Genomic DNA, 24,274 nt, shown 5'->3' on the forward strand with positions numbered 1-24,274 from the left:
GTAGAGCGCTTGACTGTTAATCAAGATGTCGTCAGTTCGAGTCTGACAACCGGAGTAATGGAGAGTTGTCCGAGCTGGCCGAAGGAGCATGATTGGAAATCATGTATACGGGCATAAACCTGTATCAAGGGTTCAAATCCCTTACTCTCCGTAATGGTTGAACGGATTAGCGTTCTATCAATAAAAGATCTTACTATTCATTTAGTAAGATCTTTTTGTTTACCCAATAAAGTGCACCTGTACCTGTAGATCTCTGATATTGAAACTAAAGTTCTTGGTTCTTCGCCAACTGAGTTGATGGATATTTTTTGAAAACAAAAACTGGTACCGGCGGTTGGCCGATACCAGAGAGCGTTGCGTTAACTCTGCTTAAATTTCAATATCAGAAATCAACTGATTAGTCTACCATCACCGTGTTTGCGTCCTTTAACGTGAAAGGATGTTCTTTGTCAATTAAGTCATAGTAGAGGTGGCCGTTGAGATGGTCAATTTCATGCTGACAAACAATTGCGGGATAGTCACGTAATCTAATCTTGTGCTGTTCACCTTTTACGTCGGTGTAACGGAGTGTAATCCGATCGTGACGAACGACGTAACCAGGAATGTCTTTATCGACGGATAAGCAGCCTTCCCCCTCGGACAACGCAACTGGTTGTACGGAGTGGCTGATAATCACTGGGTTGATGATAACTTCTTTAAAAAGCGGCTTCCCATTTTCCTCATTACTTGGAACAAGTACAGCGGCCATCATTTCAGAAACACCAACTTGTGGGGCAGCGAGTCCAACACCTGGTCTCAGTCCGTATTTTTCAGAAAGTTCTGGTACCTGGCTGTTTTCAAGATATTCCATCATGTCTTTAGCAAGTTGTTGGTCCTCATCACTTAACGGGAATTGGACGTTTGCCGCAACTTGCCGTAAAACTGGATCGCCATCGCGAACGATATCATTCATTAAAATCAAAGAAAAATCCTCCAAATCTTTCAAACTCATTAGGATAAGTCTAGCAAAAAATCGGCGCATTTAAAAGGGGTGTTCAAAAATCTCTCTCGTCTAAATCATAAGTCATGGCGTATTCGCAGGAAAATTTAGTGATGATTCAAAATGCTGCAATATGCTTTTCACGTGCTTTCGCTGATTGGACTATAAATCAAGGGTGCTTTTGTGGTAAAATAACATAACAAAACATTGAGATGGAGTTGCGATGAAACAAAATTATTCATATCCGCTGGATCCGGATTGGTCTAATGAAGAGTTATTAACTGTCATGAAAATTTTCAATGACGTTGAGAGTGCTTATGAAGGTCACCTCAATGTTGAAAAATATCTAGCAGATTGGCACGCTTACCAACAAGTTGTGCCCGCTAAGATGACACAGAAGCAAATTGACAGGGAATTTGAGGAAACGACGTCGTATTCAATCTATCGAGTGACTCAGGCAGCACTTCACAGTAGTGCAAAAACAATCCATTTAACGTCTGAAGATCGGCATTAAGGACGACTCTTTAGAGAAGATCGGCATTAAGGACGACTCTTTAGATGGGTTGCCACTGTGTTAAGCTACATAGTTAAGTGAATTCACGTATCGAGTGACAACGAGCGTTTAACGAAAATGAGAGATTAGAGGATACAAATGGGGATTGAAGCTTTTAAAATCCAACATGATTTAGTCGCATGGCTAACGGTTGCTGGTGATAAAATCAGGCAACGAATGACAGAACAAATTCAGATTTCAACGAAGAGCGGTCGCAACGATCTGGTCACGAACCGAGATAAGGAGATCGAGCAATTCTACGTTCGTCAGATCAGGCAAAATTATCCGCAAGCAAAAATTTTCGGCGAAGAAGGCTTTGGCGATATCGTCAACGATCTTTCCGGATTAATATTTTTCGTGGATCCCATCGATGGAACGATGAATTTTGTCAAACAGAAGCAGAACTTTGCGACAATGATCGGGGTTTATCTAGATGGTGAGCCTATTGTTGGTGCTATTCTGGATGTTATGGGTGAACAATTGATTGTTGGAGGTCCTGAGACTGGTGTAACGCTTAACGGCCGACCGCTCGCACCACTGGCTGATCGTCCGCTTGCTGATGGCTTAATTGGCGTGAATGGTGGTATGTTTGCAAGTAACGAAAATCAACTTCAGCAATTGGGCCGCGCCAGTTCTGGTGTCAGAATTACTGGTAGTGCTGGAATTGAGTTTATTCAACTCTTAACTGGTCAACAAATCGGTTACGTTTCAAAATTGTCGCCTTGGGATTATGCAGCGGGGCAAGCAATAGGGGTTGCGCTTGGGATTGAGACTCATTTATCTTCAGGTGAGCAACCAACGTTAATGTCACGGGAGACAATTGTAACTGGATTGCCTGATTTTTGGCGTTATTTTAAACAACTGCAAAGTTGAAAACGATTTATCGAATAATTTTCTGTAAGCCGAGTAAAATTTATGTTATTATCTTACTTGACTGTTTGATTTTTACCGTAATTTTACGCATTTTTGGAAGGAAGAAACTCATTGAAAACACGTGAAGATATACGTAACATTGCCATCATCGCCCATGTCGATCATGGTAAAACAACGCTTGTTAATGAATTATTGAAACAATCAGATACACTTGACGAACATATTAATTTGGAAGACCGAGCAATGGACTCGAATCCAATTGAGCGTGAACGTGGTATCACTATTTTATCAAAGGTAACTGCTGTCGACTATCATGATCACAAAATCAACATCTTGGATACTCCAGGGCATGCTGACTTTGGTGGTGAAGTTGAACGTATCATGCGAATGGTAGATGGGGTGCTCCTAGTTGTCGATGCTTTTGAAGGCACGATGCCACAGACACGCTTCGTTTTGAAAAAAGCCTTGGAACAACATTTAACACCTATCGTTGTCATCAATAAGATCGATCGCCCCGGCGCTCGTCCTGAAGAAGTTGTTGATGAAGTCCTCGAATTATTCATCGAGCTTGGTGCCGACGAAGATCAATTGGAATTCCCAGTCGTTTATACCAGTGCGATTAACGGAACTTCGAGTCTTGAGGCAGAAGTTGCAACGCAGGCACATACCATGGATCCTGTCTTTGATACGATCTTGAACACAATTCCTGCACCTATTGACAATAGTGAAGATCCTTTACAATTCCAAGTTGCGATGCTTGATTACAATGACTATGTTGGCCGTATTGGTGTTGGTCGTATTTTCCGTGGTCAAATTAAGATTGGCGATAGTGTTTCTGTTCTGAAGCTTGATGGCACCGCTAAGAATTTCCGGGTCACGAAGTTATTTGGGTTCTTTGGCTTGAAACGAATTGAAGTCAACGAAGCTAAAGCGGGCGATTTGATTGCTGTTTCAGGGATGGAAGATATTTTCGTCGGTGAAACGGTGACACCTATCGATCATCAAGATCGTTTACCTGTTTTACGTATTGATGCCCCAACGTTGCAGATGACGTTTGCGGTTAATGATTCACCATTTGCTGGTCGCGAAGGTAAATTTGTGACTGCACGTAAATTGGAAGACCGTCTAAAGTCTCAATTGCACACGGACGTTTCGTTGCGTGTCGATGATACAGATCTTCCTGGCGCCTGGGTTGTTTCCGGCCGTGGCGAATTACATTTGTCAATTTTAGTCGAGGAAATGCGTCGTGAAGGTTTTGAATTGCAACTCTCACGTCCAGAAGTTATTTATCGAGAAATTGATGGTAAGTTAAGCGAGCCATTTGAAACAGTTCAAGTTGATACACCTGATCAATATGTGGGTGCAGTCATTGATTCGATGGCACAACGCAAGGGTGACATGCAAAACATGGAAGCCGTTGGTAATGGTCAAACAAGAATGATTTTCTTGGCACCTTCGCGTGGTTTGATTGGCTACTCAACTGAGTTCATGTCGATGACGGGTGGTTATGGTATTCTTAACCATACGTACGAGAAGTACATGCCAGTAATCAAAAATTGGACGCCAGGACGTCGTAGTGGTGCCCTTGTCTCAATCAATCAAGGCCTAGCGACTACTTATAGCCTCCAGTCTGTAGAAGACCGTGGTGAGCTGTTTATCGATGCTGGTGTCGAAGTCTATGAAGGCATGGTTGTTGGTCAGAGCAGCCGTGAACAGGATATTGCGGTTAACGTCACGAAGGGTAAGAACTTGACGAATACGCGTGCCGCTGGTAAAGATCATGCGGCTGCCATTCGGACACCACGTGACCTGACGCTTGAGGAGTCTATCGAATTCTTAAATGAAGATGAATTCTGTGAAGTCACACCTCAAAGTGTTCGTTTACGTAAAAAGATTTTGGATACAAACGAACGTCGTAAGAGCGACAAACGTCGTAAGATGACTTCTGACAAGTAATTTCAATTTATTGAACGATTAAAATAAAAGCCGATTTTATTCGGCTTTTTTTGTGTCTCAAAGTTACGAATTTTCCTTCATTTTTAAATAATATATGAGTCGATGTTTTTTTGTGCTTCTAAGTGATGTTATAATAACGGTAACCATTTTGACTGGGAAGGGTTGTCTTTCTTGAAGAAAAAACTTCAACACCTTGATTATTGGATCTTATTACCATATTTAGCACTCGTACTAATTGGTATTGTGATGGTCTATTCAGCTAGCTCGGCTGAACTTTTGACACTTCGAAGTTCACCATTTACTTATGTTATTCGACAGATTGCGTTTGCAGTGGTCGGTTTATTTTTGCTATTTTTCTGCTATTTTATGAAAATCCATCTGTGGTATTCACGACGTTTCGTGATTATCCTGTTAGTGTTGACGTTTTTATCACTTCTTGGATTGCAGGTTCTGCGAATCATTCATCCTGCTGCCGCCCAAAATGGTGCAGTGGGTTGGTATGATTTTGGTTTTTTCAATGTTCAGCCTGTGGAGCCTGCTAAACTGAGCCTGGTACTCTATTTTGCGTTTATTTTGGGACGTAAAGAAATGTTTTTGCGACGAAATAATTATCTCAAAACGTTATGGCCACCAGTTGTGATTGCACTTGGCGTTATGTTCTTAACGCTACTGCAACCTGATATGGGGGGTGCCGCAATTCTTGGGTTCATTGTTGCCGTGATGCTCTTTGCAAGTGGTATTCCGTGGATCGTTAGCCTGGGTGTCGGTGGCATCTTACTCGTGGGTCTGGGTACCGCAATTAATTTTTTGGGACAGCTGAGCAGCTCGTCTTTAATTTTAAAAGTGTTGCACTTGCGGCTCTATCAGTTTGACCGCCTCCGTGCATTTATGCATCCTTTTGCGTTGGAAAAACATGGTGGTGCACAGCTGGTCAATTCTTACTACGCCATTAATAATGGCGGCTGGTTTGGCAGAGGCTTGGGGAATAGCATCCAAAAACGAGGCTATCTACCAGAGCCATATACTGACTTTATTTTATCGATTACTGCTGAAGAACTTGGCGTGATTGGCGCATCGATCATTTTGCTGTTGATCGGTTTACTGATTGTTCGTAGTTTTCTAATCGGCATGCGTTCCCATAACACGTATCATATGCTCATTTGTTATGGCATCAGTGCGATGTTATTTGTTCAAACGTTGTTTAATGTGGGCGGCTTGCTAGGCCTTTTGCCGATTACCGGTGTAACGTTACCCTTTATTAGTTATGGTGGCTCGAGTATGTTGGTGTTGTCCGTTTGTATCGGTCTAGTTCTCAATGTGAGTGCCAGCGAACAACGTTTACGCGAGTCACAAGTTCCGTCATCATTATCATGAATTGAATTTAAGTGAGGAAGTGAACCATTGTTTAAAATGAAAGAGCGTATCTCGCTATCTGTCTGGTTATATTCTTTGAAACAAGTTCGCCAATTACGGCGTTATGGCATGATTTACCATATTTCTAAGCGCATGAAGTATGTCGTGCTCTATCTGGATGAAGCGCAGCTTGAGTCGACCGTAAAAGCTTTGAACGAGTTACGCTTTGTCAGAAAAGTAGATGTTTCGCCACGCAAACAGCTTGATTTGAATTTGGGTATGAAACTAGATCGCGAAGCACTAGCCGCAAGTAGTGGTGAGAACTAATGCGAATTATTGCAGGTGAATATGGTGGTCGTCGATTAAGCGCAGTTCTTGGAAATCAGACGCGTCCAACGACCGATAAAGTTAAGGAAGCACTGTTCAGCATGATTGGTCCTTTTTTCGATGGTGGTCAAGTTCTGGACCTTTTTGCGGGTACGGGTGGTTTAGGAATTGAGGCTGTTTCGAGAGGCTGTGATCGTGCTGTTCTTGTTGATAAACAACGTCAAGCCATTCAAGTGATCACAGATAACATCGCTGTCACGAAAGCAACGGAACGTTTTCGTTTGCTGAAGATCCCGGCACAATCTGCTTTGACGCTATTAGCCGCGGAACAACAACAGTTTGATTATGTTTTTCTAGACCCGCCTTATCGGTTTAAAATCATTCATCAGCTATTGACCAAGTTAGCAGAGTTGTCGTTGTTGGCTGATGCGGCGCGCGTCATCGTCGAGACTGAGCGAGAAGACGATATTGAGTTGCCATCTGGTTTTGAATTAATCAAGCAGCATGATTATGGTATCACGAAGATTTCTGTTTATCAGTATAGTAAGGGGTGATTGTGTTGAAAAGAGTGGCCTTGTTTGCTGGCAGTTTTGATCCCTTCACCAAAGGGCACCTAGAAATTGTAAAAAAAGCATTGCCCCTGTTTGATGAAGTGGTGGTTGCTTTGATGACTAATGAGAGTAAGCATTATTTGTTGACGCCAGCTGAAAAGATGCAGGTCGTTCAAGATGCAGTTCATGATTTGGCAAATGTCACGGTCATCGCACATCCAGCAACTCTTACCACGGAACTGGCTCACCAAATCGGCGCACAATTTTTGATCCGGGGTCTACGAAACACCAGCGACTTATCTTATGAGACTGGTATTGCCGAGATGAATCAGGTCTTGGCGCCGGATATTGAAACTGTCTTTCTGTTGGCGGATGCCAGAAATGCCTTCGTTTCATCGAGCATGATCAAAGAAGTCTTGCAATTCGGCGGGGATGTCAGTGAGTTTCTCTCGCCAATCGCTATTCAGCTCTTACGTCAAAAATTAGGAGATGACTAGATGAAACGCTGGCGAAAATATGCGATCACATTGATTATTTCTGTTCTAGTCATCCTGGTGTTCTTCGGGTTGCCATTACCACGCTACATTGAGGAGCCGGGGTCCGCTGAACCTTTGAATCAATTCGTCAAAGTTGACGGTCAGACAGATCAGAATAAAGGAAATTACATGCTTGTGACGGTTGGTATCATGCAAGCAACACCGTTTCGTTGGTTGAAAGCGAAGTTTGAACCTTTTCAAGATATTTTGACGCAGCAAGAACTCATGGGGAATGAAGATGATGAAACCTATGATCAAATTCAAACCTATTACATGCAGAATTCGATCAATAACGCGATTGCTCAAGCGTTTAAAGCTGCTAAGAAGTCATATCAAGTTAAATTTCGCGGCATTTATGTCATGGACGTGCTTAAACAGTCCAGTGTGTTCAATCAGATCAAAGTCGGCGATACAATCACTGCCATCGATGGACATCAATTTGATAATAATCAGGGATTCATTGATTATTTGAAGTCTAAAAAACTTGGCACTTCGGTTAAACTGACGTATCAACACGCTAATCAGACGCAACAAACCACTGCGAAGATTATCAAACTACCTCAAACTAAGCAAAACGGTATTGGCATTACGTTAACTGACCGCACGACGATTGAGACGAAGATTCCGGTTAAAATCGATGCTGGTGAAATTGGTGGCCCGTCCGCAGGCATGATGTTCTCGTTACAAATTTACGAGCAATTAACGCAACAGAAGCTACGCCACGGTCGCAATATTGCCGGAACCGGCACAATTGATGTCAATGGTAATGTTGGTGCCATCGGTGGGATTGATAAAAAAGTTGTCGCCGCTGATCGAGCAGGTGCAACACTGTTCTTCGCACCTGACGATCCAGTCACCAAAGCCATCAAAAAAATAGACCCCACCTATGTCAATAATTATCATACGGCACTAGCGGCAGCCAAGAAGATTGGGACAAAGATGAAAATTGTTCCAGTCAAGAAGTTTAGCGATGTGATCACTTACCTCAAGAATCATCCGAATTAAGATCGAGATGAAATTGATGGTTATGCCTTGTTGAATGTTCAGAAAAAGTCACGGTAAATCCGTGGCTTTTTTGTGTATTTAATAGTGAGGTGATCATAATGACAGAATTATGGGCGCGTTTTAAAATTCAATATCGGCAGAAACCGATCCAGATTATCATTATTGGGGTAATTATTTTGACATTGTTAGGGGTGATTATTTTTCATCAGCTTCAGACACCCTCAAGGAGAACACATGAACCGCAGTTACTGACGGAGGTACAAACAGCCAAGGCCTCGTCAAAAAAAGCTGCAGCAAGTCAGCAGACACATTCAGCGGCGAGCGTTGAGAGGTCGTCTAATCAACCCGTCCAATATTATGTTGAAATCAAAGGCGAGGTGCAACGACCGAATGTTTATCAGGTCTCAGAACATGCTCGTATCAATGATCTGGTCAAACTTGCAGGAGGACTGACACAATTAGCCGACGATCGGCAAATCAATCTTGCACAGCCATTACAGGATGGCATGAGTATCTACATTCCTAAAGAAGGTGAACAACTCACTACTGCGCCACAGCCGGCTTATGATAGCACGACTGTAGGCAGTTCTGCCAACGGGTCAAATGATGCGGATGGTCAGGATCAAGCACCCATCAACATTAATCAAGCGGATATCGTTCAATTACAACAAATTAGTGGTGTTGGTCCCAAGAAAGCCGCTGATATTGTCGCCTATCGGGAAACAGCCGGTGGCTTTAAGTCAGTGGATGAATTGACGAAAGTTTCGGGTATCGGTGAAAAAACTTTGGCAAAGATTAAGGATCAATTGTGCATTTGAAGCATCAACCCGGTCTCGATGATTCTGCGGTGGGTAAATTGTTTTTGCCAGTGCTGAGCGTGCTTGTCTTGCTTGGTTATTTATGGACGCGTCAATATGAGGTGGTCTGGTTATGCTTGAGTGGTCTCATCATCTGGCGATTATTTTGTAGCCGTTCGATTTCATTGTCAATCATCACACTTAGCTTGTTAGCCCTATTTGGTTGGCGACAGATGACCTTTACAATGCCTGAAACAGATCGACTCACAGGTAGTGGGACTTTCACCATACCAGCGGATCAATATAAAATAAATGGTGATCTTTTGACTGGTACCGCAAAATCAAAAGATAACCGGGTATTTGTGATGATCAAATTACACAGTCAAAAGCAGAAGCGGCAGCTCACAAAAAACAGCCATCGAATTTATCTCCAGTTAGACCAAATGGAGTTGTGTGAAATTGCACCACCCACGAATCAAGCGGAATTTGACTTCAAGCGTTGGGCGGCGCATCGACAGATCAAATGGCAGATTCAGGGTGAGCTTAAAAGCTTTCAGACGAAACATCCGAGTTCTTTAAGCGACTGGATTGCTCATTTTCGTAAAGCGTTTTTGAATTGGACTGCGACGCAACCACGCTATTGTGCGTTTCATTTGCGCGCATTAATTGCAGGATATTCCGATCGTGATGACTTTCAGATTAGAGAATTGCTGAGTACGCTCGGAATTATTCATTTATTTGCGTTGTCTGGATTGCACGTTGACCTCTTGATTATGATCGTTCGAAAATTTGGTTCTTCACTCAGAATTGTCGACGAGGTGAGTCGAGGTCTGCTGATATTGATGCTACCTATTTACGCACTTTTTGTTGGCGGCCAAATCGGTATCCTACGTGCCATTTTAATGTATCTGATTCGAGAAATATGTCGGTTAGTTTCTTGTCATTTGGGAACCTTGGATCAGTTAATGATCGTATTGTTGCTTTGTTTATGGTTGCAACCAGCTGCTATGCTTGAAATCGGGCCACAATTAAGCTTCACGCTTTCACTAGCCTTACGTTTGATGCCACGAAATCTTAATCGGTGGCGACTTCAGTTGAGATTAAGCTACCTCACGATGGGAATCGTCGTTTTTTGGACTTACACGTTTAATCTGTTGGCTTTAGTGATGGGTGGCTTGTTTGCACCATTGTTTTCCTATTTAATTTTACCCCTGACAATCATGAGCCTTTTCGTGCCTCGCACTAGTCAATGGATTGAACCAATTTGGAGAATTTTATATCGAGGATTGAGTTTACTTAACGAAGGGTTACCAGCGCAATTAATGATCGGGAGTCTATCCATCGTCGCGTTGATGATTATCGTGTGTTGCGGTTTGTTAGCTTCTGAGAAAAAAAGCATTTCAAGGCCCCTGCGTCTGTTCATGCTGTTGCCCTTTGTGTGGACGGTTGTGACACATCAAATGCCGTTGGTAGATAAGGTGACGGTAATCGACATTGGCCAAGGCGATAGTATTCTTATTCAGACCGCCTTTCCGAGAAAAACATTGCTAATTGATACCGGCGGACAACTTGGCTTTAAACGGCCAGCATGGCAAGAAAGACGTCGCTCATCACGAGTGGCACAAATTACGGTGCCATATTTGAGATCGCAGGGAATTGATCACTTGGATCACGTCCTGCTCACGCATCAGGATGCAGACCATCTCGGTGATTTAGATGTTTTGTTGAAAGAGATACCAGTGACTCAGTTATTGTTCACGAAAGGGATGGATCAGAATCCTAGTTTTGTCCGCAAGGTAAAAGCAAGTCGATTTGCAACTCAATATCGTCCTAAATTAGCGGGGGATCTTCTGGAAAGTGGTCGACTTCGAGGCTTATTTGTCGCACCACAACATTCAGGCTACGGTCATAATGAGGATTCGTTGTCGTTATTGATCAATGTGGGATCGAAGCGTTGGCTGTTTACCGGTGATTTAGATCGAGCACATGAACGAGAAATTTTAGACTTGTTTCCAAATTTGAAGGTCGATGTTTTGAAAGTTGGACATCATGGGAGCAAGACGGCAAGTGATCCTGACTTTATTCGTGCAATTCATCCAGAACTTGCGCTCATTTCAGCCGGCCGAAATAATCGCTATCGTCATCCAAATGAAGAAACATTAGCGACGTTCACGCAACAGGATTTACCATTCTTAAACACGGCGCATTATGGTATGATTGAATGGCAGCAGCATCGATTAACGCGTCGTATTCAGTTGCGTACGACGCTGAGAGGAGATGAACGAATTCGTGGCCAGTAAAAAAAATCAAGCCATTTCGGTGACCCAATTACAAAAAATGACAATCGATGAGTTGCCACCTGTTACCCTAGTTCTTGGGCAGGAACAGGCCTTGTTGGATTCAGCTAAAGCTTACTTCGAGCAATTGTTGTCGTCCGAAGAACGTGAAATGAACTACGGACGCTACGACCTGAGTGAAGATAATATCAGTGCGGCATTGGATGACGCGGCGTCAGTGCCTTTCTTTGGTGATTGGCGACTCGTTGTATTGACTCAGCCCACTTTTCTGACAGCAGAGACTCGTAAAAATAAAATTGAACACGAATTCGATGCCTTGATTGATTACTTGGCACATCCGCAACCGACCACCAAATTAGTCTTTTGGGCAAATTACGAAAAATTAGATGAACGAAAAAAAATTACGAAGGCAATTGAACATCACGCTTTAATTGTGGATGCTTCTGAGCTGAAAGGCTATCGATTAACAAGCATGCTGAACCAGGAAGCAACTTTGCGACATGTGACCATTGATCCGCGAGCGCTTGAGCTATTATTGCATCGTGTCGATGAACACTATACTTTGGCTGTCGCCAAACTAAAGCAATTGGCATTGTATGTGGGCGTAGGGAAGCAAATTTCAGTGGACGATGTCGACCAAGCCGTTGAGCAAGTCATCGAAGATGATGTTTTTCAATTGGTCGCAGAAACTTTAGGACATGTCCAACAGAACGCGCTGGAACGTTATCAGCATTTATTGCGAAATGGTAACGAGCCGATCCAATTGTTAGCGTTAATTACCGCGCAAGTGCGGTTACTTTTACAAGTTAAAATCTTGAGACATGCAGGCTATGCGCAGGGTGATATTGCCAGTCAATTGAAAGTTCATCCTTATCGAGTCAAATTGGCGATGCAACAAGAGCAAAAATTTCGGTTAATTGAATTAAAACAAATGTTTCAAGAATTGGTCGCGTTGGATTTTAAAATCAAAACGGGGCGCGCTGATAAGGCGCAGGCGCTGGAATTATTAATTATTAAATTCTCTGCGAAACGCTAAAATCATGCTTTTAACCTGCAGGATTCACAAATGGGACTTGCATATCTACCACATTTTGATATAATATTTCTGTTAAGTTTGAAAAGTCTACTTTGGAGGTGACTATTAATGCCACAAATCAAATCTGCTATTAAGCGTGTAAAAACTAACGAAAAAGCTCGCGATCTCAATGCTGGCCAAAAAGCTGCAATGCGTACCGCTGTGAAGAAGTTTGAAGCAGCACATTCAGCAAAAGCTGACGATGCTCAATCATTGTATACACAAGCAATTCGTTCAATCGATATGGCTGCTTCCAAAGGCTTGATCCATGCCAATAAAGCTGCTCGTGATAAATCGCGTTTAACGAAATTAAACCAAGCTAACTAATTAACGATTCGGGCGACCGAATCTTTTTTTATGTCTGAATTTTTTTGCGTCTATTTTAATTGATTCTAGTGGATCAAGATTGCAGTGAGAAGCATAGTTTAGCGCCATACTTTTCTGAGGTGAGGTGTTTTATGACTTGCTTTTTACACGAATATTCGCTAAAGTAGTGATGTTCACCAATTACTTAGTTTCACGACTCACCAACGTTTTACTAAGTTCTTGGAGATAATAAAATAATGAGGTGGAAACATGGCAATTTCTCAAGTAGAGAAGAACGAAATCATCAAAAAATATGCTCGCCACGAAGGTGACACTGGTTCACCAGAGGTTCAGATCGCAGTTTTAACATCTGAGATCAATGCGTTGAATGGTCACTTGAAAGTTCATAAGAAAGATCATCATTCTTATGTTGGTTTGTTGAAAAAGATCGGTCATCGCCGTAACTTATTAGCATATTTACGTGGAAAAGATGTTGTTCGCTATCGTGAACTTATCCAGAGCTTAGGCTTACGTCGTTAAGCCGACTCATCAAAGCGAGGTCAAATCGATCTCGCTTTCTTTTTACATAGAATTTAAAAAACTGAAGAAGGATGAACAATTATGACACATAATAAACGTGTTTTTCAGCTGGATTGGGCGGGTAAACAATTACAAGTTGAAGTCGGTCAAGTCGCGCAACAGGCAAATGGTGCGGTTCTCGTCCGTTTTGGCGATTCCGTTGTGCTTAGTGCGGTGGTTGCAAAGCCGGCCGGAGATCATCAAGACTTCTTCCCGTTAACCATCAATTATGATGAAAAGATGTTTGCAGCCGGGAAGATCCCGGGTGGATTTAACAAACGTGAGGGCAAGCCAAGTACACATGCCACGTTGACTGCACGGCTGATTGATCGACCAATCCGTCCTTTGTTCCCTGAAGGATTTGTAGATGATGTTCAGATTACCAATATTGTTTTTAGTGCAGATACAACTGCAAGTCCTGAATTGATGGCGATGCTGGGTTCTTCGTTGGCGTTAGGGATTTCTGAGATTCCATTTGAAGGGCCGATCGCTGGTGTGAAGGTTGCACGTGTCGATGGCGAGCTCCAAGTGAACACACACTCTGAGGCGCTTGCAACTTCAGATTTAGATGTGACCGTTGCTGGAACGGCCTCGGCATTGAATATGGTAGAAGCTGGTGGGCAAGAAATCCCAGAGGATGAGATGTTGGCTGCTTTGCAATTTGGTCATCAAAAAGTTCAGGAACTTTGCCAGTTTGAGCAGGAAGTCATTGCGGCTGTTGGGAAAACAAAGCTGACCTTCGAAGCTGAACATGCGCCGGAAACACTTGTTCAAGAGATTGAGGCAAATTATCGTGGGACGATGCGCCAAGCAATGCTGACACCGGATAAATTAACTCGAGAAGAGAATATTTCCGCCGTCAAGAATTTAGCGCATGAGCATTACGCTTCCTTAAGCGGTGGCGAGACGGATGTTGAGACGCTACATGAAGTCGACACATTGATGGCTGAGTTAGAGCGTCAAGTTTTGCGACGTTTGATCACGGTTGATAAAATTAGACCAGACGGCAGACAGCTCGACGAGATTCGATCTTTGGACGCTGAGGTTGGCCTATTACCGCGTACACATGGTTCTGGTCTCTTTACCCGCGGGCAGACTCAAGTGCTCTCAGCGTTGACTCTAGCACCCATTTCAGAGGCGCAGGAGATCGATGGACTGACGAGTGAGTATCGCAAGACTTTTGTTCATCACTATAATTTTCCACAATTTTCTGTTGGTGAAACTGGGCGCTATGGTGCACCAGGTCGTCGTGAACTTGGTCATGGGGCATTAGGCGAACGTGCCTTACAGCCTGTTATTCCTGATACAGAGCAATTTCCTTATGCGATTCGTTTGGTCTCGACGGTGCTTGAATCGAACGGTTCTTCATCACAAGCAAGTATTTGTGCGAGCACATTGGCCCTGTTAGATGGTGGTGTACCAATCAAAGCACCGGTCGCTGGAATCGCGATGGGCTTGGTTAAAGATGGCAACGACTTTACAATTTTAACCGATATTCAAGGGATTGAGGATCATCTCGGCGATATGGATTTCAAAGTTGCAGGAACGCGTCAGGGAATTACGGCATTACAGATGGATATTAAGGCGGATGGAGTGACTCAAGACATACTTGCCCAAGCTTTAGCTCAAGCTAAGAGTGCACGTCTACAGATTTTGGATAAAATTGAAGCAACGATTGCGCATCCACGTCCGACACTAAGCCCATACGCACCAAAAATTGTTCTATTCTCAATTGATCCGGCTAAGATCAAAGATGTGATTGGTCGCGGTGGCGAGACAATCAACGAGATTATTGACCAGACGGGTGTTAAGATTAATATAGAACAAACAGGCGAGGTTACCATCAGTTCCCATGATGAAGAGGCCATTGATCAGGCAAAGCAAATGATTGGGGACCTCACACGTGAGATCAAAGTTGGTGAAGTTTATATGGGCACGGTTGATCGAATCGAGCCTTTCGGGGCATTCGTTGAATTGGCTAAGGGAAAGAGCGCGTTAGTTCATATCTCACAGCTGACTGCAGGGCATATCGACAAGGTTGAAGAAGCCGTCAAAATCGGTGACCAACTGCTGGTTAAAGTTGTTAGCATAGATGGTCGAGGCCGGATTAACGCCTCGCGCAAAGCGTTATTAACAGAAGACTAAATGTCAAGATCTCTAGTGATTGTTGCTAGGTGACCATTGAATAATAAATAAGGAGTTAATATGTTACAGAATTTGAAAGTGATTCCATTTGGCGGTGTTCGCGAAAATGGAAAAAATATGTATGCCGTTGAAGTTGAGGATGAAATTTACATTCTCGATTGCGGCTTGATGTATCCGGAAAATGAGTTATTGGGAATTGACGTGGTCATCCCTGATTTTGCATACTTGCAAGAGAATATTGATCGTGTTGTCGGCATCTTTTTGACGCACGGCCATGCAGATGCCATTGGCGGCTTACCCTATTTCTTGTCTGCAAATCAGGTGCCTGTTTTTGGCTCTAAGATGACAATCGAATTGGCAAAGATTACAGTTGCCAGTGAGAAAAAGTTACGCCATTTTGATGATTTCCATGTGATCGATGAGAAGACTGCGATCGATTTCAAAAATGCGACAGTGTCATTCTTCAAGACGACCCATTCGATTCCTGGCTCATTAGGAATTGACTTGAAGACAGAAGCAGGCCATATCGTTTATACGGGTGATTTTAAGTTTGACCAAGCTGCTAAGCCTGAATATCAAACTGATTTTGGACGTCTTGCCGATATTGGTCGTGATCATACGTTGATGCTGCTTAGTGATTCATCAAATGCCGAATCACCTTATGCTAATAGCAATGAGCATGATATTTCTAGTTATATTCAAGAAACATTCAAGTATCATCCGGGTCGAATTATTGTGGCGTCGGTTGCAAGTAACATTGAGCGTATCCAGCAGATTTTTAATGCGGCGGCTTTAACGAAACGCCGAGTTGTGCTGACTGGTCAAGATCTTGAAAAAATCGTTAAAACGGCGATGGCGCTTGACTACTTGAAATTGCCAAAACCAGATTTATTAGCAACTACAAAAGAATTGCACGATTTGGCGCCAGAACAGACGATTGTGTTGGAGACTGGTAAAATGGGTGAGCCCATTAAGTCGCTTGAAAAGATGGCGACTAACCGTCATCGACTATTGCACATCAAGGAAGGCGATTTAGTTTTCATTACTACCACGCCTTCTCATGCGATGGAAACAACGGTCGCCAAGATGCGTGATATGATTTATCGTGCAGATGGCACCGTTAAGGCCATTAGTGATGATTTACATTCTTCTGGTCATGCGAATAAGACAAATCTGCAATTAATGATCAATCTCTTGCAACCAGACTATCTGATGCCAATTCAAGGTGAGTACCGTCTGCTTGAAGCGCACGCGCATATTGCTGAAGAAACAGGAATGGCGACTGATCATATTTTTATCACTAAAATGGGTGATGTTCTTAAGTATGATAAAGGTCAATTCCATCTTGGCGCCGCCGTGCCTGCTGGAGATACGATGATTGACGGTAGCGGTGTCGGTGATATTGGTAACATTGTGTTACGTGATCGTCGCTTACTCGCGGACGATGGTATTTTCATTGCGGTTGTCACTATCGATCGCCGCAAGAAGAAGATTGTGGCTAAGCCAAAACTGACTTCGCGTGGTTTTGTCTACGTCAAAGCTAATCGTGATTTAATGTCAGAAAGTTCCGATATTGTCGTTAAGGCAATCGAGAACAATTTGGCGCATAAGGAATTCGACTGGAATGATTTGAAACAGGATGTTCGAGAAGATCTCAGCAAATATCTTTTTGATCAAACAAAACGTCATCCAGTGATTCTTCCTGTGATCATGGAAGTCAATCAGAATCGTCATCGTTAAGATAAACCAATCTTGATCAGCGAGGTGATGGCGTGAAAGAATTTCCAGAAACAGTGAAACATCTCATGGCGTTAGCCAAAGAGGCTGTGCAGAATCAGCAAGTCACACAAGCAAAAAACTATTATCAACAAATTCTTGAATTGGCACCTGCGTTTGAAACGGTTCGTGATTATGCGTCTTTTCTGTTGCAACAGGAGGAATGGGCGGAGGCACGAGCGATACTTGCTGACTTCGGGGGTTACTTTTTGCAACATCAGCAGCTGCCCGCGTATTGGCAAGATTTAATCACCGCACAAGATTATCTTGGCTTTGATCAATCTCGAGACTGGCTTTTGCGACAAGGCTACGAACTCAATCAATCCGAAATAGCATGTTGGCATCAACTCCAGCAAAAGCTATCAAAGGTTGAGTTTTCAGAGGATCGCTTGGCTAGATTAACTGCAGATCTGCTGATGGTGGCCACCACCAGTCGAGGGGATTGGGCGCAAGTGTTCAATCAGGTTAAATTGTTGACGCCAAGTGCTTTTTTGCAAGTGGTGACGCCGAGTTTGGTCAGCCCAAATCTCAGTGTGCTGGCTAGGGTCACTTTGCTGAATGAAATTAGCCAGTTTTCACAAATTCCTGAGCTCCAAATCTGGTGGCGTGGCCAATTGCGCGAAATCAAACCAACAGCGTTAGTGCCACTGCAATCTGTTGAATTATTTCAGAAACTCGTGGCAGAATTGGCAAGAACGGCTGAAGAACAACAGATGTCAGAAACTAAGCAGCAATTCGTCTTTAGCAATCTGACGGCATACTTTTGGCTGACTTATCCGTTTAGTACGGAGGAGCTGACACCGATTGAAGTTTGGCGTGACTTCTTTTATAGTGGTCGTATTGCGGAGAGGATCACTTCTGAACAACGGCAACAACTTAATTATTGGCAACAGGAAGAGCAAAAAATGTTAACACAATTGAACTTGTAAAAAGAAAACGATAAAATGTTGTTTTTTTTGATCAAAAGTGTTTACAATTTCATCAACTCTCCGTATAATCAAACAAGGATATTTCTCTAAGGATAAACGTTGGTTTTCTGGTTGGGAAGTAGTATAATTAAACATAAAGGATTTTCAGCGAAGATGATTGTCGGACTGATTTTTCTTGTGAATATTACAGGAGGTTCATTTTATAATGGCAGAAAAAGAGCATTACGAAAGAACTAAGCCCCATGTAAACATTGGGACAATCGGCCACGTTGACCATGGTAAGACTACATTAACGGCCGCAATTACAAAGGTATTATCAAAGAAAGGTCTCGCAAAAGCTGAGGACTACGCTGATATTGATGCCGCTCCAGAAGAAAAGGAACGTGGTATCACAATCAACACAGCTCACGTTGAATACGAAACTGAGAAGCGTCATTATGCACATATTGATGCCCCAGGACATGCTGACTACGTCAAGAACATGATCACTGGTGCCGCTCAAATGGATGGTGCTATCTTAGTTGTTGCTGCAACTGATGGCCCTATGCCACAGACTCGTGAGCATATCTTGTTAGCTCGCCAGGTTGGTGTTGACTATCTTGTTGTCTTCTTAAACAAGATCGACTTAGTTGACGATGAGGAATTGATCGACTTAGTTGAAATGGAAGTTCGTGAATTGTTATCTGAATACGATTATCCTGGTGACGATATTCCTGTTCTCCGTGGTTCAGCATTGAAGGCTCTTCAAGGCGACCCAGAACAAGAAAAAGTTATCGAAGAATTAATGGATACAATCGACGAATATATTCCAACACCAGTTCGTGACACTGATAAGCCATTCTTGATGCCTATCGAAGATGTCTTCACGATTACTGGTCGTGGTACTGTTGCTTCTGGTCGTATCGATCGTGGTACAGTTAAAGTTGGTGACGAAGTTGAAATTATCGGCTTACGTCCTGAAATCTTGAAGTCAACGGTTACTGGTTTGGAAATGTTCCGTAAGACTTTGGATCTTGGTGAAGCCGGCGATAACGTTGGTGCACTTCTTCGTGGTATCAACCGTGAACAAGTAGAACGTGGCCAAGTTTTAGCTAAGCCAGGTTCAATCCAAACTCACAACAAGTTCAAGGGTGAAGTTTATATCTTGAGCAAAGATGAAGGTGGCCGTCATACACCATTCTTCTCAAACTACCGTCCTCAGTTCTACTTCCATACAACTGACGTTACAGGTGTCATCGAATTGCCAGAAGGCGTTGAGATGGTTATGCCTGGTGATAACGTGACGTTCGAAGTTGATTTGATCGCACCAGTTGCTATTGAAAAAGGTACTAAGTTTACTGTCCGTGAAGGTGGACGTACTGTTGGTGCCGGCCAGGTAACTGTTATCTTAGACTAATTTGAATCATCAATGATGTCTGTTAAAGACTAGAACGATTTTGTTCTAGTCTTTTTTTGTAACAAAATTTTGCTTTAATCATGAAAAGCAGTGATGACAACCAATCAATTGAAGACATCAATAAAATTTGAAATTGTTTTTAAGCGCCGAAACAGATATACTTAACAAAGGAATAACACAGATTTTTCATCTGTTATAATACATCTACTTGAAGCTGGTGATTGAGTGGCGACTAAGCACGAAGAGATTATTCATTATCTGGAGAATTTACCTATTGGACGCAAAGTTTCTGTTCGCGCGCTTGCTCGAAATTTGAAAGTCAGTGAAGGAACGGCTTATCGCGCCATCAAATCCGCAGAATTAAGTGGTTTGGTTGCGACCATTGAACGAGTTGGGACCGTACGAATTGAGAAAGACCGTCCAAAAAAACTTGATGAATTATCTTTCGCAGATATTCTAGATTTGATTGATGGCAGTGTTCTCGGTGGTGGCAAGGGTGTCGACAAGACACTGAAAAAATTTGTCATTGGTGCGATGACTGAAACCGCAATGATTCCATATATCTCGCCAATGTCGCTCGTAATCGTTGGTAATCGAGATGAGGCACAAAAAATTGCCTTAACACACGGCGCTGCTGTTTTGATTACGGGCGGTTTTCAGGCGAGTCGCGAGATCATTGGGTTAGCTGATGAGGCTGAGTTACCTCTGATCAGTACGAATTATGATACGTTCACGGTTGCGAGTTTGATCAACCGCGAGATCTCAAATAAGAATATCAAGCAAGATATTATGACGGTTGCGGATGTTTTCCAATCTGTTGAACAGATACAAGTTCTTAGACAGACGCAGAAAGTGAGTGACTATCAAGCTTTGCGGCGAAGTACCAATCAGACTCGGTTCTCTGTGGTCACGGATAAAGGGCGCTTGGTGGGGATTGTGACGTCGCAAGATATTCGCGGACACAGTGAAGGAACCTTGCTCGACAAAGTGATGGTCAAGAATCCAATCACGGTGACACGACATACCTCATTGGCAAATGCTATTCATTTGCTCACCTCGAATTCGATTGATCTATTACCAGTTGTTGATCGCAATTTCAACTTGGTCGGGATTTTGAATCGTGCCAGTGTTCAGGGCCGTGATCGACCGTTATTATCGCATGAGCGTACCTGGACACTTCAATATCAAGTGAGTGAGTCGCTCTACACGATTGAACAAGATGAAGCAAATTCGCACCGGCCATTTCCAGATTGGGGTGTCCACGTGACGCCACAGATGGCTAATGAGATTGGTGCGTTATCGATTGGTGTGTTGTCTGAACTATTGACCCTGGCGACCACGCGGTCATTGCGGATCTATCAGCAGAAGGCAAGCATGGTCGATCAGATTGATCTGAATTATTTTCGCTTGGTGCAAATCGATCATGAGTTGGAAATTCAACTCAAAGTGGTCAACGAGAACCGACGTCGGACAACCTTCGATATCGACGTGATTTCTGATCATACGTTGGTTGCAAAGGCGCTGGTGACCTGTCAGGTGATCGAAGATATTTAAAGTGTTAAATTAATAAGTCTAAGTATAGGAAGTGTTTAAACGTGAATAGTCGTTTAGAAGATATTGTGTCAAAAATTGTGGCCAGTGATAAGATTATTATCCATCGTCACGCCAATCCAGATCCTGATGCCTTGGGTTCTCAATCTGGATTAGCAGAGGCCATCAAGTTCACCTACCCAGAAAAGCAAGTTAAAATCGTGGGAAGTCCTGTGGGTGACTTAACTTGGATCAATCAACCCGAAGAAGTTGCCAATGATTTTTATCAGAACGCGCTGGTCATCGTGACGGATACGGCCGATCGTCCACGTGTGAGCGATCAGCGTTTTGACCAGGGCAATTATTTGATCAAAATCGACCATCACCCTAATGATGACGCTTATGGTGATATGTATTATGTCGATACTGACGCGTCAAGCTGTTCTGAGATCATCGTTGATCTGATCAATGCCAGCGATCAACGCTTAAAATTGAATCAAGAGGCCGCACGCGTTTTATACGCTGGTATTATTGGTGATACTGGACGTTTCTTGTATTCTGCAACTTCTGAACACACCTTTAATGTTGCTGCACAACTAGTTGCTTATGGCTTTGATCATACTGCTGTCAGCCAGAGTTTGAATGAGGTCACGTTGAACCAGGCGAAGCTTCAATCCATCGTTTATGATCGTTTGCATTTTGATCAGAACGGTGCGGCTCACATCGTTATTTCACGAGAGCTGCTTGCAGAACTTGGTGTGAAAGATGATCAAGTTAACTCGGTCGTCTCGACACCCGGACATTTGCGGGAAGTCTTGTTATGGACCTTATTTGTTGAAAAAGAAGATGGCACTTATCGCGTTCATTTCCGTTCGAAAGGCCCAGTTATCAACGAAATTGCCAAAGCACATCATGGTGGCGGTCATCCGTTAGCAAGTGGCGCCAATGCAACTGACGTGGCGGAAATTAACCAGATCGTTGCCCAAATGGAACAAGCGGGGCATGATTTTCAATTGCAAACGAAGTAAGTTTAAGGGCGTCTTTTAATTAAGATCAGCGCCAGCGACACTTTGTCTATTATCGAATAATTTCGATACGAAAGGAATTTTATGAGTACAACTTTTACATCATTTCAACTTGGAGAACCCTTGCAATCTGGGTTAGCTAAAATAGGATTTAGAGAACCTACGCCTGTTCAGATGCAGGTCATCCCGACATTATTGGCGGGTAAAGATGCTATTGTCGAATCACAAACAGGCAGTGGCAAGACACATGCCTTCCTGTTACCTTTGCTGAGTATGCTGGAAGCCGGACATGATTTTGCACAGCTTGTGATCACTTCACCAAGCCGGGAATTAGCAACACAAACTTTTGAGCTAGCTAAACAATTACTTGAGGCTAGCGAACTTGACTGGCGAATGAGCTTATTCGTGGGTGGCAGTGATAAAGAAAGACAGATTGAAAAATTACAATATCAACAGCCTAACATTGTTGTGGGAACGCCTGGACGAATCTTAGACTTGATTTCAAGTTCGGCGTTACGCGTTGATCACGTTCGCTTTTTGGTGATCGATGAAGCTGATATGACCCTCGACATGGGCTTCTTGAAAGATGTCGATGCGATTGCCAGCAAGATGCCAGAGGAATTGCAGACGGCCGTCTTTTCCGCAACTATTCCGGATAAACTTCAGCCGTTTTTACGCAAATATTTACGGCAGCCCGAACAAATCATCTTAGCTCCGAAAACAATTATTAATCCTGATGTTGATAATTGGTTGTTCGCGACTCGTGGCAAAGATAAGGCAGATCTTGTCTACAAATTATTGACAGTCGGCCAGCCGTATCTCGCGTTAGTCTTCGCGAATACGAAACAAACCGTCGATGAATTGACTGATAAATTAAAGGGTCACGGACTCAAAGTTGCCAAAATTCATGGTGGCTTAGAACCACGCGAACGTAAACGCGTCATGAAACAAATCGAAAATCTGGAATTTCAGTATGTCATTGCCACTGACTTAGCGGCTCGTGGTATCGATATTCCCGGTGTTTCATTGGTCATTAACTACGAGATTCCGAAGGATAGCGAATATTTTATTCACCGTGTTGGTCGAACAGGTCGCAATGGCCTCGATGGGACTGCGATTACCTTATATAGCCCCGAAGAAGAAAGTCGCGTCAATGAGATCGAGTCAATGGGAATCAAGTTTAGCCCGAAGACGTTGGAAAACAATCAAATTGTGGATTCCTACGATCGTCGTCGTCGAACCAACCGCAAGGCAACAAAAGATAAGCTAGATCCTAAGATGATTGGGCTAGTCAAGAAGGAACAACGCAAACGTAAGCCCGGTTATCGAAATAAAATTAAGAAAGCCATTACCCGTGATCGTCAACAGAAGCGTAAGATTGAAATTCGTCAAGAATTGCGGGCAACGAGGAAGTCACACAAACGATGAACGAGAACGAGCTTTATTTGCCAACCTGGCAGGAGCTAAGTGAATCGCGTCAACGCACCTTATTCGAGCAAGTACTGCGTTATTTTATTAATCCGCTGTGGCAAGTGACCGATATTCGACCGCTAATAATGCAATATCGTCGTCAGCTTTTACAGAGCTTTCAGGTAGAACTGAATGGCCAAACGTTTCTGTTTGTCCCTGGGAATCTAACGGCGCACTTGAATAGTGACGTGGTCGCGGTTAGTCCCTTTATGATCACGCGTACGGCAGTGAACGCCAATCTTTACTACCTTGGTGAGCTCGATATGGTGACTGGCGAGTCGTTTGGCCACACGAGAGAACTCAAAAGTTATCAATCGGAGATCGAGATTTATTTAAGTCAGATCAATCGTCAGCCATCACTCGATCCGTTCGCGACACCTCCACAAGTTATTCAGACCGACCATTTGACTTTCGGGACGACCGAAAGTGAAACGGTACCGATTTATTTGCAACAAGACTGGTCCTATGCCGAATTACGGCAAGCCCTGCGACGTGACGGTGGCAATCTGCCCACACCTAATCAATGGCAAGCTGCAGTAACGGCCGGCTTTAAAACTTTTGAAGTGCCGGTGCAACAAGACTGGTCATCTGCAGTTTATGAGCAATTCGGCTATGGCATGGCGTTTCAGCAAGCGCAACCTTGGGAGCTACTCGATGATGTCGCCATTGTTAAGCCTAATCCATTATCAATCGGGATTTCCGATGAGCGTGAATTAGGTGAGGCGTTGGCTGTGAATGGTGATCGGGAAACTTTGGCGGTTGCCTTCGAAGAAATGGCTTATCGTATTGTTTTCAACGTTCAGTTAGATTAAAGCT

22 protein-coding genes and 1 tRNA gene are annotated in these 24,274 nt (G+C 43.3%); 22 read left to right on the forward strand and 1 reads right to left on the reverse strand.

The annotated features are described in order from the left end of the window. Nucleotides 1-59 precede the first annotated feature (59 nt). Nucleotides 60-151, forward strand: a tRNA-Ser gene (locus tag FC15_RS04410). Nucleotides 152-397: 246 nt separating this feature from the next. Here FC15_RS04410 and def read toward each other — a convergent pair. After that, complete coding sequence (gene def / locus FC15_RS04415) at nt 398-961, reverse strand: peptide deformylase (RefSeq protein ID WP_057824356.1); 564 nt, start codon at nt 959-961, stop codon at nt 398-400. Nucleotides 962-1,202: 241 nt separating this feature from the next. Between def and FC15_RS04420 the strand changes: the two genes are divergently transcribed. From FC15_RS04420 to FC15_RS04520, 21 genes are all read left to right on the forward strand, one after another. Then, on the forward strand, nt 1,203-1,493 hold the full coding sequence (locus FC15_RS04420) for a UPF0223 family protein (RefSeq protein ID WP_057824358.1): 291 nt from the start codon (nt 1,203-1,205) through the stop codon (nt 1,491-1,493). Nucleotides 1,494-1,631: 138 nt separating this feature from the next. Next, complete coding sequence (locus FC15_RS04425; RefSeq protein WP_057824360.1) at nt 1,632-2,405, forward strand: inositol monophosphatase family protein; 774 nt, start codon at nt 1,632-1,634, stop codon at nt 2,403-2,405. Between the two features lie 111 nt (nt 2,406-2,516). Beyond that, a complete protein-coding gene (gene typA / locus FC15_RS04430) occupies nt 2,517-4,361 on the forward strand; it encodes a translational GTPase TypA (RefSeq protein ID WP_057824362.1) in 1,845 nt (614 codons plus the stop codon). A gap of 171 nt (nt 4,362-4,532) precedes the next feature. Further along, on the forward strand, nt 4,533-5,735 hold the full coding sequence (locus tag FC15_RS04435) for an FtsW/RodA/SpoVE family cell cycle protein (RefSeq protein ID WP_057824364.1): 1,203 nt from the start codon (nt 4,533-4,535) through the stop codon (nt 5,733-5,735). Between the two features lie 36 nt (nt 5,736-5,771). Further along, nucleotides 5,772-6,041, forward strand: a complete 270-nt coding sequence (locus FC15_RS04440; protein WP_235803334.1) for a YlbG family protein — start codon at nt 5,772-5,774, stop codon at nt 6,039-6,041. Beyond that, the gene (gene rsmD, locus FC15_RS04445; RefSeq protein ID WP_057824368.1) at nt 6,041-6,595 is read left to right on the forward strand and encodes a 16S rRNA (guanine(966)-N(2))-methyltransferase RsmD; all 555 of its coding nucleotides are present in this window, start codon (nt 6,041-6,043) and stop codon (nt 6,593-6,595) included. Before FC15_RS04440 ends, rsmD begins: the two co-directional genes overlap by 1 nt. Nucleotides 6,596-6,600: 5 nt before the next feature. Next, nucleotides 6,601-7,089: a pantetheine-phosphate adenylyltransferase gene (gene coaD / locus FC15_RS04450; RefSeq protein ID WP_371861351.1), complete on the forward strand. Its 489-nt coding sequence runs from the start codon at nt 6,601-6,603 to the stop codon at nt 7,087-7,089. Further along, nucleotides 7,090-8,133, forward strand: coding sequence for a SepM family pheromone-processing serine protease (locus FC15_RS04455; protein ID WP_057824372.1), 1,044 nt, complete (start codon nt 7,090-7,092; stop codon nt 8,131-8,133). It abuts the gene before it with no gap. A gap of 98 nt (nt 8,134-8,231) precedes the next feature. Then, the gene (locus FC15_RS04460; RefSeq protein ID WP_083479094.1) at nt 8,232-8,951 is read left to right on the forward strand and encodes a helix-hairpin-helix domain-containing protein; all 720 of its coding nucleotides are present in this window, start codon (nt 8,232-8,234) and stop codon (nt 8,949-8,951) included. Further along, nucleotides 8,942-11,230 (forward strand): DNA internalization-related competence protein ComEC/Rec2, encoded by a 2,289-nt coding sequence (locus tag FC15_RS04465; protein WP_057824374.1) that lies wholly within the window; start codon nt 8,942-8,944, stop codon nt 11,228-11,230. Before FC15_RS04460 ends, FC15_RS04465 begins: the two co-directional genes overlap by 10 nt. Beyond that, nucleotides 11,220-12,263, forward strand: a complete 1,044-nt coding sequence (gene holA, locus FC15_RS04470; RefSeq protein WP_162258403.1) for a DNA polymerase III subunit delta — start codon at nt 11,220-11,222, stop codon at nt 12,261-12,263. The genes FC15_RS04465 and holA overlap by 11 nt, the downstream gene beginning before the upstream one ends. Before the next feature lie 108 nt (nt 12,264-12,371). After that, the gene (gene rpsT, locus FC15_RS04475) at nt 12,372-12,629 is read left to right on the forward strand and encodes a 30S ribosomal protein S20 (RefSeq protein WP_057824376.1); all 258 of its coding nucleotides are present in this window, start codon (nt 12,372-12,374) and stop codon (nt 12,627-12,629) included. 249 nt (nt 12,630-12,878) lie between these two features. Beyond that, on the forward strand, nt 12,879-13,148 hold the full coding sequence (gene rpsO, locus FC15_RS04480; RefSeq protein WP_057824378.1) for a 30S ribosomal protein S15: 270 nt from the start codon (nt 12,879-12,881) through the stop codon (nt 13,146-13,148). Nucleotides 13,149-13,229: 81 nt separating this feature from the next. Beyond that, a complete protein-coding gene (pnp, locus tag FC15_RS04485; RefSeq protein ID WP_057824380.1) occupies nt 13,230-15,332 on the forward strand; it encodes a polyribonucleotide nucleotidyltransferase in 2,103 nt (700 codons plus the stop codon). A 60-nt stretch (nt 15,333-15,392) separates the two neighbouring features. Then, nucleotides 15,393-17,072, forward strand: a complete 1,680-nt coding sequence (locus FC15_RS04490; protein ID WP_057824382.1) for a ribonuclease J — start codon at nt 15,393-15,395, stop codon at nt 17,070-17,072. Nucleotides 17,073-17,104: 32 nt separating this feature from the next. Continuing rightward, complete coding sequence (locus tag FC15_RS04495; protein WP_057824384.1) at nt 17,105-18,037, forward strand: tetratricopeptide repeat protein; 933 nt, start codon at nt 17,105-17,107, stop codon at nt 18,035-18,037. 205 nt (nt 18,038-18,242) lie between these two features. Then, entirely contained in the window at nt 18,243-19,433 is a 1,191-nt protein-coding gene (gene tuf / locus FC15_RS04500) for an elongation factor Tu (RefSeq protein ID WP_057824386.1), read from the forward strand. Between the two features lie 225 nt (nt 19,434-19,658). Further along, entirely contained in the window at nt 19,659-20,987 is a 1,329-nt protein-coding gene (locus FC15_RS04505) for a DRTGG domain-containing protein (protein ID WP_057824388.1), read from the forward strand. Nucleotides 20,988-21,028: 41 nt separating this feature from the next. After that, complete coding sequence (locus FC15_RS04510) at nt 21,029-21,991, forward strand: DHH family phosphoesterase (RefSeq protein ID WP_057824390.1); 963 nt, start codon at nt 21,029-21,031, stop codon at nt 21,989-21,991. An 81-nt stretch (nt 21,992-22,072) separates the two neighbouring features. Continuing rightward, nucleotides 22,073-23,416, forward strand: coding sequence for a DEAD/DEAH box helicase (locus FC15_RS04515; RefSeq protein WP_057824392.1), 1,344 nt, complete (start codon nt 22,073-22,075; stop codon nt 23,414-23,416). Further along, nucleotides 23,413-24,270, forward strand: coding sequence for a hypothetical protein (locus FC15_RS04520; protein WP_057824393.1), 858 nt, complete (start codon nt 23,413-23,415; stop codon nt 24,268-24,270). Before FC15_RS04515 ends, FC15_RS04520 begins: the two co-directional genes overlap by 4 nt. The last annotated feature ends 4 nt before the right edge of the window (nt 24,271-24,274 follow it).

It is taken from the genome of Lapidilactobacillus concavus DSM 17758 (assembly GCF_001435835.1).
GTDB classification, from domain to species: Bacteria; Bacillota; Bacilli; order Lactobacillales; family Lactobacillaceae; genus Lapidilactobacillus; species Lapidilactobacillus concavus.

What these genes read in the sequence shown, in the direction of transcription:
- FC15_RS04420 (WP_057824358.1), top strand. Translation starts at nt 1,203, where the DNA reads ATGAAACAAAATTATTCATATCCGCTGGATCCGGATTGGTCTAATGAA.
- FC15_RS04425 (WP_057824360.1), top strand. Translation starts at nt 1,632, where the DNA reads ATGGGGATTGAAGCTTTTAAAATCCAACATGATTTAGTCGCATGGCTA.
- FC15_RS04440 (WP_235803334.1), top strand. Translation starts at nt 5,772, where the DNA reads ATGAAAGAGCGTATCTCGCTATCTGTCTGGTTATATTCTTTGAAACAA.
- rsmD (WP_057824368.1), top strand. Translation starts at nt 6,041, where the DNA reads ATGCGAATTATTGCAGGTGAATATGGTGGTCGTCGATTAAGCGCAGTT.
- FC15_RS04455 (WP_057824372.1), top strand. Translation starts at nt 7,090, where the DNA reads ATGAAACGCTGGCGAAAATATGCGATCACATTGATTATTTCTGTTCTA.
- FC15_RS04460 (WP_083479094.1), top strand. Translation starts at nt 8,232, where the DNA reads ATGACAGAATTATGGGCGCGTTTTAAAATTCAATATCGGCAGAAACCG.
- rpsT (WP_057824376.1), top strand. Translation starts at nt 12,372, where the DNA reads ATGCCACAAATCAAATCTGCTATTAAGCGTGTAAAAACTAACGAAAAA.
- rpsO (WP_057824378.1), top strand. Translation starts at nt 12,879, where the DNA reads ATGGCAATTTCTCAAGTAGAGAAGAACGAAATCATCAAAAAATATGCT.
- pnp (WP_057824380.1), top strand. Translation starts at nt 13,230, where the DNA reads ATGACACATAATAAACGTGTTTTTCAGCTGGATTGGGCGGGTAAACAA.
- FC15_RS04490 (WP_057824382.1), top strand. Translation starts at nt 15,393, where the DNA reads ATGTTACAGAATTTGAAAGTGATTCCATTTGGCGGTGTTCGCGAAAAT.
- tuf (WP_057824386.1), top strand. Translation starts at nt 18,243, where the DNA reads ATGGCAGAAAAAGAGCATTACGAAAGAACTAAGCCCCATGTAAACATT.
- FC15_RS04515 (WP_057824392.1), top strand. Translation starts at nt 22,073, where the DNA reads ATGAGTACAACTTTTACATCATTTCAACTTGGAGAACCCTTGCAATCT.
- FC15_RS04520 (WP_057824393.1), top strand. Translation starts at nt 23,413, where the DNA reads ATGAACGAGAACGAGCTTTATTTGCCAACCTGGCAGGAGCTAAGTGAA.